At 40.3% G+C, this 17002-nt stretch carries 17 protein-coding genes; 2 read left to right on the plus strand and 15 right to left on the minus strand.

Annotation, left to right across the window (positions count from 1 at the left end; all coding sequences use genetic code 11):
- Positions 1-4: 4 nt before the first annotated feature.
- From NST94_RS19195 to NST94_RS19215, 5 genes are all read right to left on the minus strand, one after another.
- On the minus strand, positions 5-493 hold the full coding sequence (locus NST94_RS19195) for an LURP-one-related family protein (protein WP_076276104.1): 489 nt from the start codon (positions 491-493) through the stop codon (positions 5-7).
- Positions 494-541: 48 nt separating this feature from the next.
- Positions 542-1057, minus strand: coding sequence for a GNAT family N-acetyltransferase (locus NST94_RS19200; RefSeq protein ID WP_076183033.1), 516 nt, complete (start codon positions 1055-1057; stop codon positions 542-544).
- Between the two features lie 1620 nt (positions 1058-2677).
- Entirely contained in the window at positions 2678-3139 is a 462-nt protein-coding gene (locus NST94_RS19205) for a hypothetical protein (protein ID WP_076301734.1), read from the minus strand.
- Between the two features lie 68 nt (positions 3140-3207).
- On the minus strand, positions 3208-4500 hold the full coding sequence (locus NST94_RS19210) for a DUF4179 domain-containing protein (protein WP_076301735.1): 1293 nt from the start codon (positions 4498-4500) through the stop codon (positions 3208-3210).
- Complete coding sequence (locus NST94_RS19215; protein WP_076127357.1) at positions 4490-5038, minus strand: sigma-70 family RNA polymerase sigma factor; 549 nt, start codon at positions 5036-5038, stop codon at positions 4490-4492. The genes NST94_RS19210 and NST94_RS19215 overlap by 11 nt, the downstream gene beginning before the upstream one ends.
- A 206-nt stretch (positions 5039-5244) precedes the next feature.
- Here NST94_RS19215 and NST94_RS19220 point away from each other — a divergent pair, with 206 nt between their 5' ends.
- Positions 5245-7110 (plus strand): LTA synthase family protein, encoded by a 1866-nt coding sequence (locus NST94_RS19220; RefSeq protein WP_248548544.1) that lies wholly within the window; start codon positions 5245-5247, stop codon positions 7108-7110.
- Between the two features lie 69 nt (positions 7111-7179).
- Here NST94_RS19220 and rbsB read toward each other — a convergent pair whose 3' ends face one another.
- The 8 genes from rbsB to NST94_RS19260 form a co-directional block, all read right to left on the minus strand.
- Entirely contained in the window at positions 7180-8103 is a 924-nt protein-coding gene (gene rbsB / locus NST94_RS19225) for a ribose ABC transporter substrate-binding protein RbsB (RefSeq protein WP_076183044.1), read from the minus strand.
- A gap of 13 nt (positions 8104-8116) precedes the next feature.
- Positions 8117-9085, minus strand: a complete 969-nt coding sequence (gene rbsC, locus NST94_RS19230; protein ID WP_076127362.1) for a ribose ABC transporter permease — start codon at positions 9083-9085, stop codon at positions 8117-8119.
- Between the two features lie 2 nt (positions 9086-9087).
- Positions 9088-10569 (minus strand): sugar ABC transporter ATP-binding protein, encoded by a 1482-nt coding sequence (locus tag NST94_RS19235; protein ID WP_076190602.1) that lies wholly within the window; start codon positions 10567-10569, stop codon positions 9088-9090.
- 21 nt (positions 10570-10590) lie between these two features.
- Positions 10591-10986 carry a D-ribose pyranase gene (rbsD, locus tag NST94_RS19240; RefSeq protein ID WP_076127366.1) on the minus strand — a complete coding sequence of 132 codons (396 nt, stop codon included), beginning with the start codon at positions 10984-10986 and terminating at the stop codon, positions 10591-10593.
- 2 nt (positions 10987-10988) lie between these two features.
- A complete protein-coding gene (gene rbsK, locus NST94_RS19245) occupies positions 10989-11867 on the minus strand; it encodes a ribokinase (RefSeq protein ID WP_076127398.1) in 879 nt (292 codons plus the stop codon).
- Between the two features lie 27 nt (positions 11868-11894).
- Entirely contained in the window at positions 11895-12875 is a 981-nt protein-coding gene (locus NST94_RS19250; protein ID WP_076127368.1) for a LacI family DNA-binding transcriptional regulator, read from the minus strand.
- Positions 12876-13022: 147 nt separating this feature from the next.
- The gene (locus NST94_RS19255) at positions 13023-13490 is read right to left on the minus strand and encodes a DinB family protein (RefSeq protein ID WP_076127369.1); all 468 of its coding nucleotides are present in this window, start codon (positions 13488-13490) and stop codon (positions 13023-13025) included.
- A 60-nt stretch (positions 13491-13550) separates the two neighbouring features.
- Positions 13551-14453, minus strand: a complete 903-nt coding sequence (locus tag NST94_RS19260) for a LysR family transcriptional regulator (RefSeq protein ID WP_076301737.1) — start codon at positions 14451-14453, stop codon at positions 13551-13553.
- Positions 14454-14611: 158 nt separating this feature from the next.
- On the opposite strand from NST94_RS19260, the gene NST94_RS19265 reads away from it, so the two are divergent.
- Positions 14612-15229, plus strand: a complete 618-nt coding sequence (locus NST94_RS19265; protein ID WP_076301738.1) for a histidine phosphatase family protein — start codon at positions 14612-14614, stop codon at positions 15227-15229.
- 62 nt (positions 15230-15291) lie between these two features.
- On the opposite strand, the gene NST94_RS19270 is transcribed toward NST94_RS19265, so the two are convergent.
- Positions 15292-15537, minus strand: coding sequence for a hypothetical protein (locus NST94_RS19270; RefSeq protein ID WP_036688955.1), 246 nt, complete (start codon positions 15535-15537; stop codon positions 15292-15294).
- A gap of 619 nt (positions 15538-16156) precedes the next feature.
- Entirely contained in the window at positions 16157-16708 is a 552-nt protein-coding gene (locus NST94_RS19275; RefSeq protein WP_076301739.1) for a polymer-forming cytoskeletal protein, read from the minus strand.
- Between the last annotated feature and the right edge of the window lie 294 nt (positions 16709-17002).

Here is a 17002-nt window from a genome sequence, read left to right on the forward strand (position 1 = left end):
ATCTTCACTGATGTGATGTAGATGCCTGGTCAGCCTTCACACAATCAATAGCGACAACGAATGCAATCATGAGCGTCTCCATCTCATCCTTCAATATTTGAACCTTATAGCTATCACCCCAAGTGAACCATTCCTTGTTCACTTTACCGATGACTACACCACGCTGTAAAACCTGAAAATCCATGTCCCACCAGTTACCATGTACCTCAATGTCAGCCGCATCAATCGTATAACGTGCTTTAAAGAAAGAAAACTCCTTCTTAATCGTCAATACCTCTCGACCATCTACTTCTACAAAAAACTTTGGTAAAAAACTGAACACTTTTTTCGTAATAAGTGCGACTTCATCTCTTGTTGTATTCATGATGGAGAATGTCTTGGGAATTTGCATAAAACTGCCCTCTACGTAATAGACATCTTGCTCCTGCTGATTCTTTACCGTGAATTTACCACTTAGACTGAATACCTTTTGTTTTATATAAAGTTGCTTCATTCTAAGCCTCCTATCGTTCCTCTTAGTTAACATCATTTTAGACAAATGTTATAGTTGTTTTGTCATAATAAAATCTATTTGTTCTTCTTCACCCATATAAAAAGAATGAGTTCCTGTATGAACAAACTTCATTTTTTCATAAAAGCTAATAGCGTTTTTATTTTTTTCCCAAACCCCTAACCAAATCTTCTCTTTATTACATTGTACCGCTATTTCTATAGCTTTATTTATTAGATATTTCCCAAGCCCCTGTTTATGAAATTTTTTTCTAATATAGATCCTCTCGACTTCAAGTGAATCATTACCCATTACTTCAGATTGAGCATCCTCGGTGTTAACCTTTAAATACCCAGCGATTTCTTCATTAAAATAAATAAAATAGAATTCTGATGAGCTATCCGACAATTCTTTTTCTAATTGTTTTAAGTTAAATGCTCTATCCAGGTAGGCCTTCATATTTTCAGGTGAATTTTGATTACTAAATGTCTCATTAAATGTTTCAACACTAATTCCTTGAAGTGAACCTAGATCTTCGAACGTGCACTTTTTTATATTGATAGCCATATCGTTTTCTCCTTTTAAAATATCAATTTACAAATAAACTCTTATTTCGAGCTCTAATTATATGGTGTTATGCAGATGTGACAGGAAAATAGTATACCATAATTGTTGTATTTGCAACAAAAAAACTAAGGATTTACCATTCATTCTACCTATTAGCGTATTGGGGTAATCAGTCTCTATACGGCAGTCAGAACTCCAAAAGGAAGCGAGCGTGGTTTGGGGATTCGATGATGGATGACGGTTACTTTCGGACCCAGTTGACGTTATTTTCGAATATTTCGGCTTTGGAGCAAAGTTTCGGACTCCAGTGCAGTTATTCCCTCGAAAAGGCTGCTTTTGGGGTGTTTTTCAGGCCAATAACGGCTATGCGGTCCGTTAGGATTCAAAAAGTGAGATATGACGCGTCTAAGGGTCATCTGAGTCCGTTAGATGCTTCCGGGCGCGCAAATTTGATTCAAGAATGTGTGGCTTGGGAATTCGATGATGGAAGATGGCTACTTTCGGACCCAGATGACGTTATTTGCGAATATTTCGGCTTTGGAGCAAGGTTTCGGACTTCAGTGCAGTTATTCCCCTGAAAAGGCTGCTTTCGGGGTGTTTTTCAGGCCAATAGCGACTATGCGGTCCGTTAGAATTCCAAAAGTGGGATATGACGCGTCTAAGGGTCATCTGAGTCCGATAGATGCTTACGGATGTGCAAATGTGATCGAAGAAAGTGTGGCTTGGGGGTTCGATGATGGAAGATGGTTACTTTCGGACCCAGATGACGTTATTTGCGAATATTTCGGCTTTGGAGTAAGGTTTCGGACCCCAGTGCAGTTATTCCTCCGGAAAAGGCTGCTTTTGGGGTGTTTTTCAGGCCAATAACGGCTATGCGGTCCGTTAGGGTTCCAAAAGTGGGATATGGCGCGTCTAAGGGTCATCTGAGTCCGTTAGATGCTTCCGGGCGCGCAAATTTGATCCAAGAAAGCGTGGCTTAAAGGTGATGATAGTGGAAGTGAGCCAACTTTGAGAAATCGGTGATGGAGAATAGATCGGCGAGATTTGCGGGTCTACGATGGAGAATGTGAGCGATTTTTGGGAGATCAGTGATAGCAGTAGCAAACGAAGTATGAGGATTCGCGGATAGTGGAAGCGAACGAGGTTTGGGGACTCGATGATGGAAGACGGTTACTTTCGGACCCAGATGACGTTATTTGCGAATATTTCGGCTTTGGAGCAAGGTTTCGGACTTCAGTGCAGTTATTCCCCTGAAAAGGCTGCTTTCGGGGTGTTTTTCAGGCCAATAGCGACTATGCGGTCCGTTAGAATTCCAAAAGTGGGATATGACGCGTCTAAGGGTCATCTGAGTCCGATAGATGCTTACGGGTGTGCAAATGTGATCGAAGAAAGTGTAGTTTTTTTGGGGGGATAGCGGAGGTGACAAAAGTAGAGGGTTCTTGATGATGGAGGAAGCAAACGAAGTTTCAGGATTCGCGGATGGAGGAAACGAGCGACGTTTGGGGGACGATGATGGAGCAAAAAAAATGAGGTGCCCCAGCAGCCATTTTCGGCTTTTGGGACACCCATCCTTTCCGCAATGCGCATATAGCGCGGTATGGTGGACTGGTAAGAGCCCGGTTAAAGCCATCTCATAAATCTTTTTTTAGATAGTTTAATCTGATTACTTTCGGCCCATGCGGTTAGTTCTTTCATTCCCTTGTATTCTTCGTCAAGAAAACTAAAACATAATCTATAGGGAGGAAATTTGTGATCTACAGGTTTAATGCCTATTACGGGTATGAAATAGCCCTTTACATAAATATTCTCAATTTGATTCGCTTGAATTTCTTTGTTTTCTACTATTATAGAGTCCGGAAGAATTCGAACCTCAATGAACTTTCTAATCGTAATGATCCTATAGAGCAATATGAGTACAACAATCAGACAGAAAGCCGACCATATATAACCAAAATAAAGTAATACTTTATACTCCATATTATTTCTGGTATTTAACAATAGTATGCCACTTGAAAAAATCATAGAAAACAGAAGCGACATTAACGACGGACGACTCACCTTATAAGCACCTATATTTTCCATAACCCCCTCACTTTCTCAGACTATTATAGCTTACTATATTTCATAAATTATGGATATGGCACTCCTTTTTAATCCACAGGAATCTCAATCACCTTGTTATATTCCTTCATATAATGTATTCCTTCTATCAGAATACTTTCAGGTTTCGTTTGTGTATCAAATAATAAGGTGCGTTCCTTCATGAGTTTACCGTTCGTTTGTTCTGACTCTTTTTGATTAATTGTTGTTTTTAAAGCCGTGTTTTCGTTAGCATTTTCTATAGACACACCATCCAGCATTACATCCTCAACTGTAGCAATAGTTACTTCAATCCCTTGAGCGGTCTTGGTCACATCTTTAATCCATAATTCTTTATCCCCTAGTAGAATCGGCACATTACTATCAGCATTTAGAGGATACTTCTCTTCCAGCTTCTGATATCCAACAAACTCTTTAACAACCAGCTGCAATGAATGTAATTCTTTTGGCAAGGTGTCATAACGAATATCAAATGATCTCCCACCCAGCGAGGTTTTATTGCTACTACCTAATATTTCTACAGGCTTTCCATTGGCAATTAATTGAATGCCTTCTAACCCTAATCTTATTCGATCGAAATTCTCGACATTCATACTCCCTTTAATCACAGTCATGGTGGGTGTGGCCGTGATCGACTTGAAGGTAATTGATCCTTTGTCGGCTTTGACCTTTTTATTAATCGACTGTTTGATCTGAGTCACCATCGCTTGATTTGGATTATAAGAAAACGTTATGCTCCCTTCACTCATCTGCCCTTTCTGTGGAGGTCCCCAGTAATGAAGTGTCAGTTTTTTCGAGAATGGGCTTACGCTATCAAATGTCATCGTGCCTTTTATTTCTGTATGTTCGTCGTTGATTAAAGATACGCCACTTCTTATGTTGGAATTCGTGAGAAACCCTTCTATTTTTGAAGGACTAAAATGATCTCCCGTCTCCTCTAGTCCCTTAGGATTGTTTAACGTGTAATATACAATAAATTGATTGGCATCTGCCATAATTCCGTTAATCGTAAGTTCTGTTCCATCTGCTAACGTCGTCTTTTTGTCTATGCTTTGTCCCATTCCTTGTTCATTGAGTTGTTGTAAAGTTCCCTCTAACACCTCATCAAAACCAAATAACTTTTTTCCATAATAAGCGAAGGCATTATAGCTGTTTCCAGAAACTACTATCACTAATATAATGACGGCTGCAATCTTCCAGAGGGGCGAGCTTTTTCTTTTTATTCTTTTTGGAGGTGCCGAGTCTAAAGCATTTCTTAATCTCATTTCTAAACCCTCAGGTGCAGTTATGGACTCTAAGTTCCTCTTCTCATCCACTAATCGTTGTTCGACGTTATTGTTCATCAACATCACCTCTGTAATGATTTTTCAGCGTTTGTAATCCATTGTAGATCCTTGATTTAACAGTTCCGATCGAGACCTGTGTGATCTCAGCTATCGTTTGATAATCGAGATCATGAAAATACTTCAATTGAATTGCTTCTCTTTGCTGCTCGTTCACATGTAACAATAACGCCTGCATATCCATTTGCTGTTCACTTTTATGATAAGGATCGCCTGATGTAACATCGGCTTTTTCCTTCTCGTCAGTGATGTTCCAGTCCTCTAATAACACCAGCTTGCTTCGCTTATGAAGTTGCCTTTTACAGCCATTTACCAAAATCGTCTTACTCCAGCTGTAAAAAGACTCCTCTTTCTTAAGTTGATCAATCTTCTCGTATAACGTAACTATCATTTCCTCCATGGCATCCATAGCATCATGCGCATTTCCCATATAGCTGTACGCAAGCCTATAAAAAATATCTTTTTCATACATGATTAATTGCAGCAAAACTTCTTTATTTCCCTTTTTAGCTTTTTTCACCAATCGAACAACATCCATGCCTTCACCTCTCTCCCCTATATGAGTCAGGAGCACTGTAAAAAGTTCATCTTCATAAAAAATTTTTATATATCGTGAACTATTCAATCCACCTAAACTGTAATATTCAGGAAAATTTTACTCAGACATACCCAAATCTAGTTGATTTTAAACGCTTCAATGTAATAGAATGAACTAATCTAAAAAGAAAAGGATGGGCATAAGCAATGCCGTTTAAAGAACCTCGTACACTTAGTAAAAGATCTCTGCTATTCTTCTCTCTCATTATGCTTGTAAAAAGCTATTTTGCCTGGTATTTTCTATTTGAAGATGGCCCTACTTGGACCACTTGGCTTAAAGAAATCCCTTTTGTACTTCTAGTCTTTTGCTTGATTGAATGGTTCGCTACGAAACGAAAAATTGCAATTTACATGCTTGTCAATGTATTGATTACTACTCTATTTTTCTCATTAATTGTATATCATAATCATTTTGGCATCATTGCTACTTCGCAAGTATTAGATCAGGTCAAACAAGTGGGAGCCGTAAAGAAAAGTATATTTTCGGTCCTTCGTCCTCAATATATGCTTATCTTTGTGGATATCATTGTCATCAGCTTGGTTATGTTTAGAAAACAGAAAGCGCTGGATTGGAAAAAAGCCATGTCGCGCAAAAGTAACCGTAAAGCGGTGGCAGTCCTGTTCTGTATTTCCATCATCATTTGTGCAATGAATATTTTTCCAAACCGTGCCAGTATGAACGAAACGATTAAAGCGGAACAAATGGGCATTCTTAATTATGAAGCCTACTCTCTCCTAGCTGATCAAGAGGAAGAACAAATTGACGTTTCTGAGATTACGCAATCCACTATTGATAAAACTAAAGGAATTCAAGCTATCTCTAATCCGGTTTTATTTGGAGCCGCCAAAGGAAAAAATCTAATCATTCTGCAAATGGAGTCTTTCCAGAACTTCTTAATCAACCTAAAAATTGATGGACAAGAAATCACACCAAATATGAACAAGCTTGCCGCCAGCAGCTTCTACTTCCCGCGTTTCTACCAGCAGGTTGGACAAGGCAACACTTCAGATGCAGAGTTTATTGTGAACACTTCTTTTTATGTACCCCCTGATGGTCCAGCTACCCAAATGTACGCTCCTAAAGAGCTTCCAAGCTTACCCAAGCTGCTGCAAGCACAAGGTTACGATACGGCAACATTCCATACGAACGAAGTCGACTTTTGGAACCGTGGTGAGCTTTATAGTGCTTTGGGATTCAATCGTTATTATGATAAAACTTACTTCGGAGAAGAAGACACAGTATTCTATGGCGCTTCTGATGAAGTTTTGTATGAAAAAACAGCTACAGAGCTGGCAAGAATGGATCAGAATGAGCAACCTTTCTACTCCCATGTAATTTCGATGTCATCTCATAATCCGTTCTCCATCCCAGAGGATAAATACAAAATGACACTTCCAGAGCGATTCGAAGGAACGCTTGTTGGCGATTATATTCGGGCTCAGAATTATGCTGATTATGCGCTGGGACTTTTTATCGATGAGCTCAAACAAAACGGTGTGTGGGATAACAGCTTGATCGTATTGTACGGGGATCATCGTGGACTGCCTATCTTCTCTTTAAAAGAGGATGATCATCTCCTACTGGAAGAGATTCTCGGCCATGAATATTCGGAACGTGAATTGATTAATATTCCGTTGATCATGTCAGCGACAGGGATTACAACTCCTAGTGTAAAAGAACAACTAGGCGGGCAAGTGGATATTTTACCTACCGTATCTAATTTATTGGGTGTCTCTCTTGCAGATCATATTCATTTCGGACAAGATCTCTTGAATCAATCAACTTATAACTTACTACCACAACGGTATTACTTGCCTACAGGATCTTTCGTAAATAACGAAGAGCTCTTCTTATCCGGCAGTGGCTTCGAGGATGGCCAGCATTATACTTTATCTGGTAACGGCAACCAACCTCTGCAATCCACAGAAGACGAATTCGAGCGTGCCTTACAGCTGCTCCATTTGTCAGACAGCTATGTTACACAGCTACCGGATAGAGTTATTGAAGAATAAGCTGCAATGTATAGCAAAAAAGACTGTGCTCACCAAATCGGTGAGCGCAGTCTTTTTCTATAATGATTATTATTTTGACTCTTTAACAACTAGTTTAAGCGGTGCCGCAATCAGCTTCTCTACGGTTTTGCCTTCTAATACATCCTTAGCGGCTTGAATGGCTAGTTGGCCAATTAATTCAGGCTGCTGCGCAACGGTTCCTGTTAATTTACCAGCTTCGATGGATTTAAGTGCATCTTCATTTCCATCAAAACCAATCACAGGGATATTCTTGCCTGAACTTTGAATGGCTTCAATAGCACCTAGCGCCATTTCATCATTATGAGCGAAAACTGCTTGTACGCCAGGATTTCCTTGTAGAAGGTTCTCCATAACGGTCAGCCCTTTCGTACGGTCGAAATCAGCCGTTTGCTTAGCAATGACCTCTAGCTGGCTGTCCGCAATCTCATGGAATCCCTTACCGCGTTCCCGAGTCGCTGAAGCTCCTGGGGATCCTTCTAGCTCGATGACCTTTGCACCTTTCCCAAGCTGCTCTACAATATATTGTGCCGCCATAGAGCCACCCTTTACATTATCAGAGGCAACAAGAGCTTTGATATCCCCTTGATCTGCGGAACGGTCCAACGTAACGACGGGAATATTTAAACTGTTAGCTGTTTGCACTACTGTCGAGATCGCTGATGAATCCACTGGATTGATCAATAACGCATTCACACCTTTTTGCATCAAATCTTCGACGTCATTACTTTGTTTAGCAGAATCATTTTGGGCATCAATGACAAGGACTTCCAAGCCTTGCTTCTTAGCCTCGGCCAAAACACCATCTTTAACGGATACAAAGAAGGGGTTATTCAATGTAGATATGGATAATCCAATCTTCATGTTCTCCATGCTTCCACCACTGCTAGGCTTAGCCCACTCTGGAGGCTCCAAGGAACAACCTGTCATGAGAATTAATAGTAAGGAAGTAAGAATCAAAGTTAACTTTTTCATGTTGGAATCCCCCTTATACGGCTTTCTTACGGTCTATGAGTACGGCAATGGCAATAACGATCCCTTTGACCACCATTTGGTAAAAAGAAGATACGCCGAGCAAGTTCAATCCATTGTTCAAAATCCCGATAATCAGTGCACCAATCAATGTGCCCACGATACGTCCACGACCACCAGTTAAGCTCGTACCGCCTAATACTACAGCTGCGATAGCATCCAACTCATAAGATGTGCCTGCTGTGGGTTGCGCTGAGTTCAATCTGGAAGTCAGGATCGCTCCTGCCAATGCGGACAACATACCGGTCAATGAATAGATCATTATTTTAATGCGGTCGACTTTAATCCCTGAAATAATAGATGCTTTTTCATTACCACCAATGGCATAGGTTTTACGGCCAAATGGAGTTTTGTGCAATACAACCCATAAGACTGCGAAGACGATGATCATTGTTATAGCAGGTACAGGTATTCCTAGTAAATATCCACGGCCAAACAATTGGAAGGTCATGCTGTCTCCGAGACCTGTGATCGGATTTCCGTCTGTGTATACAAGTGTTAATCCCCGGAAAATCGTCATGGTCGCCAACGTAGCGATAAATGGCGCCATTTTACCTTTTGTAATCATCAGTCCGTTGACCATCCCCATCACGCCACCCGCTAAACAACCTACAATAATGGCTAAGACAGGATCCCAACCAGACAACATCAGGTTAGCGGTGAAGGCACTGGATAGGGCTAGAATAGAACCCACCGATAAATCGATACCACCCGTTAGAATAACAAAGGTCATCCCAAAAGCGATAAGCGCATTTATGGCAACTTGTCTAAGCAAGTTCAGGATATTAAGGGGCTCCATAAAGCTTGGGTTCAACACCGTAACGATAACAATTAGAATAATCAGCCCTAGTAATGGACCTAGCTTCTGTGTAATTTGCCCGATTTGAAAACCTTTATTTTCTCTCTCACCTTTGATAGTTGTCATTACTATTGCCCCCCTGTAGCTAACGTCATGATTTTTTCTTGCGTAGCTTCTTGTTGTGATAGCTCTCCACTAATTTCCCCTTCATGAACCACTACGATCCGGTCGCTCATTCCTAAGACTTCAGGAAGCTCTGACGATACCATGATAATGGCGACTCCACGCTCTGTTAATTCGTTCATGAGCTGATAGATCTCCCGTTTAGCTCCTACGTCCACTCCACGCGTAGGTTCATCGAGGATAAGCACACTTAGGCCGATCCCAATCCATTTGGCGATGACCACCTTTTGTTGATTCCCCCCAGATAAATTCCGGACTAAAGTGGAGGAAGACTGTGTCTTGATGTGCAGCCGCTTGATAAGTATGTCTACAAATTCTTGTTCTTTTTTATCATTGATTACACCCTTAGGAGCGAAGCTATATAAATTTGTAAGCACCATATTGTCTCGAATAGAGAAATCAAGCACTAACCCTTCATCTTTACGGTCCTCCGTAACGAATCCTATCCCCGCCTTCATCGCATCATTGGGATTTCGAATCGTGACCTTTTCTCCCCGCACCATAATTTCTCCACGGTCTAACGATTCCAATCCGAATAAGGTTCTCATCATTTCTGTTCGTCCAGATCCCATTAATCCTGAGAAACCTAAGATCTCACCCGAACGAACGGAGAAATTAACATCTTTAAATTGCCCTTTTTTCGTAGCATTTTTAACTTCAAGAACAACCTCTCCGGGTTTGGAGGTACGCTCAGGAAACCGGTCGGTTAATTCACGCCCTACCATCTTCCGAACTACATCATCGAAGTTAGTCTCTGGAATGGGCTTCGTGTCTACTGTTTTCCCATCTCGCATGACCGTTATTCGGTCACATATCGTAAAAATCTCTTCCATCCGGTGCGAAATATACACGATGGAGACGCCTTCCTTTTTAAGGGAAGTTATGACTTCGAACAATTTCTGGATTTCCCGTTCGGTTAATGCCGCTGTCGGTTCGTCCATGACGATAACTTTTGCATGAGTCATAAGCGCTTTTGCAATCTCAATCATCTGTTTCTCCCCTACCGAACATTCCCCCGCCTCTTGATTTAAGGGAATCGTTACGGAGAGCTTACGAAACTGTTCATTTGCTAACGCTTTCATTTCTTTCATATTTAAGATCCCTAGTTTGGAGGTTCGTTCCTTACCAATAAACAGATTATCTAGAACTGTCATATCCGGCCACACATTCAACTCCTGATGGATAAAAGCGATACCATAACGTTCAGCCTCTTTGGGATTGTTAAAGTATGTTTCCTGACCATCTATACTAATGGTTCCTTGATCACGCTGATGCAGTCCAATCAAAATGTTCATCAGAGTAGACTTTCCTGCACCATTCTCTCCCATTAGGGCATGAACTTCACCATCCTTCAGCTCAAAATCCACACCCGTCAACACACGGTTAGCCCCAAAAGATTTATAAATATCTTTCATCGTAATGTGCATACGCTTTGAACCCCCTTTTTATCAAAAATAGACCCCGGCTTGTAAAATACAATTTGCATACGGCTTAGCTTCCCCCGTACGAATGATGACCTTCGCATGCTGGGTTAACAATTTAAATTGTTCATGTGAAATCGCCTCTATAGGTATTTCCTTAAATTTGTCATTCAAGTATTCAGAAGTGCCTTTATTTTTTGCTGCTAATTCCTCTGCCACGATAACTTTCTCTATGACCATATCCTCTGAAATGATTTCGACAATCTCTTGAAAGCTGGGAACTCCCAATTTAAGCGCTAAATCAATCTTTGGAACACCAGATGGAACGGGTAATCCAATATCAGCAATGACAATCGTATCGGTGTGGCCTAAATCAGTAAGCACTTTGGAAATATGACTGTTTAAGATTCCTTGTTTTTTCATAATTAAAGACTCACCTCCACCTCTACTCTTGTTGGCATGCCACCTTGAGCACCAAATTTTGTGACGGATAAAGAAGCCGCGCGATTGGCAAACTTTACACTAGTACGAATAGACTTGCCTTCAGCTAGAGCAACAGCAAATGCCGCATTAAAAGTATCTCCTGCTCCAGTGGTATCTATAGCATTCACTTTATAGGTGGGAACTAAAACTTCCTGTTTACCATCGTAATAACGTACACCATTGCTGCCCTCGGTTATAAATAACTTATTGGGATATTTGCGTAAAGCTTCAGCAGTACTCATCTCAGGAAATAATATTGCACATTCATGTTCATTGGGAGTTAAATAGGTGGCATTGTTTATAATCGTTTCACTGATAGGCCGAGCAGGTGCTGGGTTAAGCAACATAGGCACATTGAATTTATAGCAAATCTCACTTACATAAGACACCGTTTCTTCCGGAATTTCTTGTTGGATTAATACCATGTCAGAGCCTTTAATATTATCAAGTGCCCGTTCAACCAATGCAGGAGTAACTAAATCATTGGCTCCTTTTACAACGATAATGCTGTTATCGCCTTCCGCTAAAATGATGTGAGCTGTCCCACTTTCGACATGTGTAACCGGTTCCACATTGGCGGTAAAAACGCGATTCTTTTTCAGATTATCCATGATAGCGGTACCATAGAAATCATCACCTACACAACCAACCATCGTAACTTCTGCTCCTAGACGGGCAGCAGCGACGGCTTGGTTCGCACCCTTACCGCCCGGAACGGTGGAGAATTGTTCTCCAAGCACAGTCTCACCCGCGTGAGGCCGCTTATTCGAAGTCACTACTAAATCCATTGAACAGCTGCCAATTACACATATCTTAGCCATATTCATCAACCTTTCTCATGTTGTCATCTATTCTTTACTTCTTGTAGTTTCCCGCTCCACAAAGCTAACGGGTAGTTGAATAATCTTCTCTTCCACCTTATCTTGCTCAATTAGCTTAATAAGTAAACCCGCTGCTTCTCTACCCATATCATGTGCCGGCTGGCGAATGGTGGATAAAGCAGGTGACAACAAGCTGCTGAGCGGGATATCATCAAATCCGATGATTTGCAGATCCTGCGGCACTCTTTTACCTAAACGATGTGCTTCATGAATGACTGCCGTCGCCACAATATCATTACTGGCAATTACGCCATCCGTATCTATATATTTATCAAATAACTCCACAGCCCATTGTTCTGCTACTGTATGGGAGAAGGATGAAGTTTCGATCACATTATAGCTGATTCCCATTTCATTAAGGACTTCAATCGCCCCAAGAAATCGATCTTGTGCAGGTTTGATATGCGCCGGTCCTTGTATCACTGTAATTTTTTTGCTTCCCCGTGCGATAATCTCCTGTGCTGCAAGACGTCCGCCCTTTTTGCCATCTGCGTATACGGAAGGGCTATCATTAGAAGTACGGTCCAGAAATACAACCGGAATCTTCAAGTTAGAATAAACGTCACTCTCAGGGAAATTGGTTGACGATATCATGCCAATGACATTGTTTTGGATAAAGGTTTGAATATAATCCATCTCTTTGTCCTCGTTCTCATCACTATTGCCAAAGATGATCCGATAACCTTGCTCCTGCATCCGATCCTCTATCCCCCGCGCTAACTGCGGGAAGAACGGGTTAGTAATATCAGGCAAGAGCAGCCCGATTAATTTAGATTTCCGCTTGTATAATGATCTTGCAACCTCATTAGGGGTATAATTCATTTCTTTGATCGCTGCCTCAACCTTTTTGCGAGTATCGATATTCACATATCCAGATTCATTTATAACCCGTGAGACTGTTGCTACCGAAACTCCAGCTATTTTTGCGACATCTTTGATCGTCATCATTCTTTCATTCATCCCCCAATGTGTAACCGGTTACATGTATTACATAAATTAGATTATCACATAACCTTTTCATTTACAAATCTTTTTTTCGAACATAAAGCTAACAAAAGATACCAACTATATATCGATATCTTTTGTTATTTGAATTTATTTATCTGCAAAGCGATTTAATAATTTTATTGTATTGAAATGCATACCTTCATGGTAAAGTGTGAAATTTATGAATTCACCGATTGAATTTAGGGTTAATCCACTCCCTGTTGTAAGAGGGGTTACTTGCTCACTTAAGCGATTGTGAAAAGCTTCCTGGATCCGTTTGGGTTGCTCCGTAAGCATCTCAAGTAAAACTTCAAGCGTTGGCGGTTCCTCATTCCACTCGGCTGGTTTAGTCCCTTTCGCAAATAAGCGTTCAAAGCTTGCCGGCAATTGCATAAGCTCCCGAGCAGAATGAAAGGCAAACTTCTCTTGCACCAAATAAATATGTCCCAAATTCCATCGGATATTGTTATTAAACCCTTCTGGAATGCTATTCAAAGTTCCCTCAGATAGTCCCTCGACAGCACGCACAGTAACACTACGCACAAACTTAATTTGTTTGAATACAATTTGATCCATTATGCCCCCTCCTAATTTTTATCCATAGTTTACCATAAGATTATCTTTAATTTCCTAATATTATTTTATACTTAATTGTTTCATAACGAGCGTAATAAACAACTGCATATAACTTTCTTGAAGTTTCTTCTTTCTGTAGCCCATCCATATCGAATGCTTGGAGACTACATTTTCTACTGCTACTTTAGCTAATGTTCCCTGATCAAGATAAGGTTTCGCCAACAAAGCGGATACATAACTAATTCCATAACCGGCAATGACAGCTTGAATAACTTCATTCACTCCATTAAATTGAAGCCCAATCGTTGGCTGCTGTACACTTCTTTCTTCACACAACCGGACAAGCCGCTCTCTGGCTGCACTGCCCTCTTCCCTCATAATAAATGCTTCAGACATTACTTCTTCAAAGCTAGCCTGCTGATTGGCAATAGGGTGATGGGAAGAAACCACGAATACATACTCGTCCCTATATAACTCCCGATGTTCGAACACTCCTGTATTATGCGAAGGAAACTCCATATCACTGTAAATCGCCACGTCTGCTTCAAAATTATTTAATTTTTCCATGACACCATGAGAATTAGTAGTAGTGATCTGAATGTTAACTTCCGGAAAAGATTGTTTGAATAATGACGCCCACCGGGGAATGAGGATGCTTGTCGCTAAATAATTACCTGCAATCCGCAGATTCCCCTCAGGAAATTTGTGATAGTCTTCAATGATTTGCTGGACTTGATCACCCATGGCAAAAAACTTCTCAAGAGGTTCGATTAACCTTTTTCCTAAAGGGGTAAGCACCATCCTCTTTCCTTTAATTTCAAATAATAAAATATGATTCTCCCGTTCAAACTTACGGATTTGCGCTGATATAGCGGGTTGACTGATATGCAAACGTTCAGAGGCTTTGGTCACACTACCTGTGATCGCAACGTAATAAAACAATTTTAATACATGATAGTTCATCGTCAACTCTTCCTCACTTTATAAAATAATATCTGTATTCGCCGCTTATCCTCAGCCATTTTATTATAACTATACATTATGGATGTTAACTATTATATATTGTTTATTTATATTTATTTATCTTATACTTACAACTATTCATAAGGGAGGTCACGTTAATGACAAAGACAGTATTCTACTTAACCCGCCACGGGCAAACAGAATGGAATTTACAAAAACGAATGCAAGGGCATCAAAATTCTGCGCTTACAGCCTTGGGCGAACAGCAGGCGGAATGGTTAAGAGATCGTTTGGAAGTAGAAAACTTAGGCGCAATTTATTCTAGTACTAGTCCAAGAGCATTGCATACTGCGCAGATTTTACGGGGAAAGCGGAGTTTACCTATTCATCAGCAAGTTTCTTTAATGGAAATTAACATGGGGAGCTGGGAAGGAATGAATACGGATCAGATACAACTAGAATCCCCTTTACAATATTCCCATTTTTTCACCAGACCCGATCTATATATTCCTCTAACCTCAGGTGAAACTTACAAGCAGCTTGAACAAAGAGTAGTGCCGACAATGGAGCGCATCATAAACGATAACGTAGGGCTAGAAGTGCTCATCGTCACGCATCGGATGACTTTAAAAGTCATTATGGCTTATTTTCTCAATAAATCATTGCAGGAAATTGGGGAGTTACCGGATATTCTCTCTACAGCATTATGTAAAGTAACCCTAACTGATAACAATACAACCATTGATCTGTATGGAGATACTTCACATTATCAATGACTATGGGTCAAAAAATAAAAAGGTAACTCCGATTAACGGGGCTACCTTTATAGGGTTCAACATTAAATATCCACACTTTTGATTATAAAACTGCGGACCTTCATCCATTTGCCTGAAATGAATTCATCAATCGTTTTCGTCTTTGGTCTAACGCAAAAGCGATGTTTTGCCCCTTTATCAAAGCCCACAGCTTCAAAAATTAGGCTATCCCCTATTTGCTCCTTGAAGAACACCTGCTTTAATCCCAACCTATTTAACATTTCAAGCTTTACGCTCTCAATATATGTGCGCGAATACTCCTTAGACATATGTGTTCCTCCTAGTAGTGGTAGTAATATTATAAGTCAATATGAAGAAAATCAACAATAGTTCATATATTCATCCACAAAAAACAACCAGGCAGCGATTCTCCGTTGGAGGTTCACTGCCTGGTGTTTTGGGTCTGCGGTGGTTTGCTTGAGTAGGTTACGAGCTAAGCTTAATCATTTGTAGCTTTCGGATACCCACTCCGTTGTAACGCACTATCTTGGTGAAATTTGTAAGATAACTGCATTCTGTACACTTATTCCATATCCACAAGGGCTAATTCTAACTTTAAGTGTATTCTATACAATTAAAAACTAGAGAAGTAGCCTGTAGAGTATTAAATCAAGAAAAATTGATGTACTAAATACAGCTATTTTTATTGGCTGGGCGTTTTGAGCATTTTAGTTGTACAAAATACAGTTAAACCCATCTACTGTACACTTCAATACTCCATTACTTGTTACTTCAAAGCTTCCGTCGGCTCTCATATGGTAACTAGATGGGGTGTAGTCCATTATGAGTTTGCCCATTCATACTGATTCCTTTTTCCTGAACCTATCCGGATAATTCTATCTATATAGTTAGTCCTTCAACTTCTACCTAATCGAAATCATTACTAACTTATTTAACTTCAGTTGCCCCAGTCACTTTACCTTCAATCCCTGCAGTTGCTTTCACATCTTCGTTTGCGAAGTAAAGATTTCCATCAATAGTCGAGGTTTCATGCAGATTAAATCCGTTCGTTTCTACATAAACATCACCTTTAATGGTTCCGCCTTGAACTCGTAAATTTTCACTTTGTACAGTTAACTTAGGTACAGTGAGTGTGTAATTGGCAGTAACTTTGTGATCAGCGTCTTGGGCATAAAGAGCAATCTTACGGTAGATGTCGCCGTCTGCGGCCCCTTTATCATGGAATTCGCCTTCAACAACAACATCTTGGGCAATCGTCACATCATTTAGAATGGCAATAATCCAATTTCCATCTTTACTTACAGCCTTGGTAAACGCATCTGCTTGATTTACGATTGAAGCTGTAGTAACTGCATCCGTTTGCTCTGTAGTTGGAGCCGTAGTAGCCGCCGAATTAGTCGCATTATTATTATTCGCACCACAACCAGACAAGACTGCAACCGAGACGCCTGCTACTAACATCATTTTAAATAACTTCATTTGAAATCCCCCTTGTTTTTGATTATAAATTAATTATATATTAAAAATTTTAATAAACAGGTGAAAATTTTCACAATATTGTGTCGTTATCTGAAGCGGTTTCACAAAGATCACTCCTCTCCATCCGGAATCGTATCCATAAGTAACACCTCATCTCGCTGCCCGTTTTAGGTTCATGGATCTTAATACTTATTTACCCAAATTTTAAGAAAGGTCACAAAGGTGCTTAATTCCATACAAAAAGGACACTCCCAATAACTGCGGAAGTATCCTCATAATCTTTATTACTATAAA

The organism is Paenibacillus sp. FSL H8-0282, from assembly GCF_037963825.1.
In the GTDB taxonomy this organism is placed as follows: domain Bacteria; phylum Bacillota; class Bacilli; order Paenibacillales; family Paenibacillaceae; genus Paenibacillus_AQ; species Paenibacillus_AQ odorifer.

Excerpts from the sequence above, each read along its gene's own strand:
- NST94_RS19195 (WP_076276104.1), bottom strand. The coding sequence starts at position 493 with ATGAAGCAACTTTATATAAAACAAAAGGTATTCAGTCTAAGTGGTAAA.
- NST94_RS19270 (WP_036688955.1), bottom strand. The coding sequence starts at position 15,537 with ATGTCTAAGGAGTATTCGCGCACATATATTGAGAGCGTAAAGCTTGAA.
- NST94_RS19210 (WP_076301735.1), bottom strand. The coding sequence starts at position 4,500 with ATGAACAATAACGTCGAACAACGATTAGTGGATGAGAAGAGGAACTTA.
- NST94_RS19220 (WP_248548544.1), top strand. The coding sequence starts at position 5,245 with ATGCCGTTTAAAGAACCTCGTACACTTAGTAAAAGATCTCTGCTATTC.
- NST94_RS19260 (WP_076301737.1), bottom strand. The coding sequence starts at position 14,453 with ATGAACTATCATGTATTAAAATTGTTTTATTACGTTGCGATCACAGGT.
- NST94_RS19265 (WP_076301738.1), top strand. The coding sequence starts at position 14,612 with ATGACAAAGACAGTATTCTACTTAACCCGCCACGGGCAAACAGAATGG.
- rbsB (WP_076183044.1), bottom strand. The coding sequence starts at position 8,103 with ATGAAAAAGTTAACTTTGATTCTTACTTCCTTACTATTAATTCTCATG.
- NST94_RS19250 (WP_076127368.1), bottom strand. The coding sequence starts at position 12,875 with ATGATGACGATCAAAGATGTCGCAAAAATAGCTGGAGTTTCGGTAGCA.
- NST94_RS19200 (WP_076183033.1), bottom strand. The coding sequence starts at position 1,057 with ATGGCTATCAATATAAAAAAGTGCACGTTCGAAGATCTAGGTTCACTT.
- NST94_RS19205 (WP_076301734.1), bottom strand. The coding sequence starts at position 3,139 with ATGGAAAATATAGGTGCTTATAAGGTGAGTCGTCCGTCGTTAATGTCG.
- NST94_RS19255 (WP_076127369.1), bottom strand. The coding sequence starts at position 13,490 with ATGGATCAAATTGTATTCAAACAAATTAAGTTTGTGCGTAGTGTTACT.
- NST94_RS19235 (WP_076190602.1), bottom strand. The coding sequence starts at position 10,569 with ATGCACATTACGATGAAAGATATTTATAAATCTTTTGGGGCTAACCGT.
- NST94_RS19215 (WP_076127357.1), bottom strand. The coding sequence starts at position 5,038 with ATGGATGTTGTTCGATTGGTGAAAAAAGCTAAAAAGGGAAATAAAGAA.
- rbsD (WP_076127366.1), bottom strand. The coding sequence starts at position 10,986 with ATGAAAAAACAAGGAATCTTAAACAGTCATATTTCCAAAGTGCTTACT.
- rbsC (WP_076127362.1), bottom strand. The coding sequence starts at position 9,085 with ATGACAACTATCAAAGGTGAGAGAGAAAATAAAGGTTTTCAAATCGGG.
- rbsK (WP_076127398.1), bottom strand. The coding sequence starts at position 11,867 with ATGGCTAAGATATGTGTAATTGGCAGCTGTTCAATGGATTTAGTAGTG.
- NST94_RS19275 (WP_076301739.1), bottom strand. The coding sequence starts at position 16,708 with ATGAAGTTATTTAAAATGATGTTAGTAGCAGGCGTCTCGGTTGCAGTC.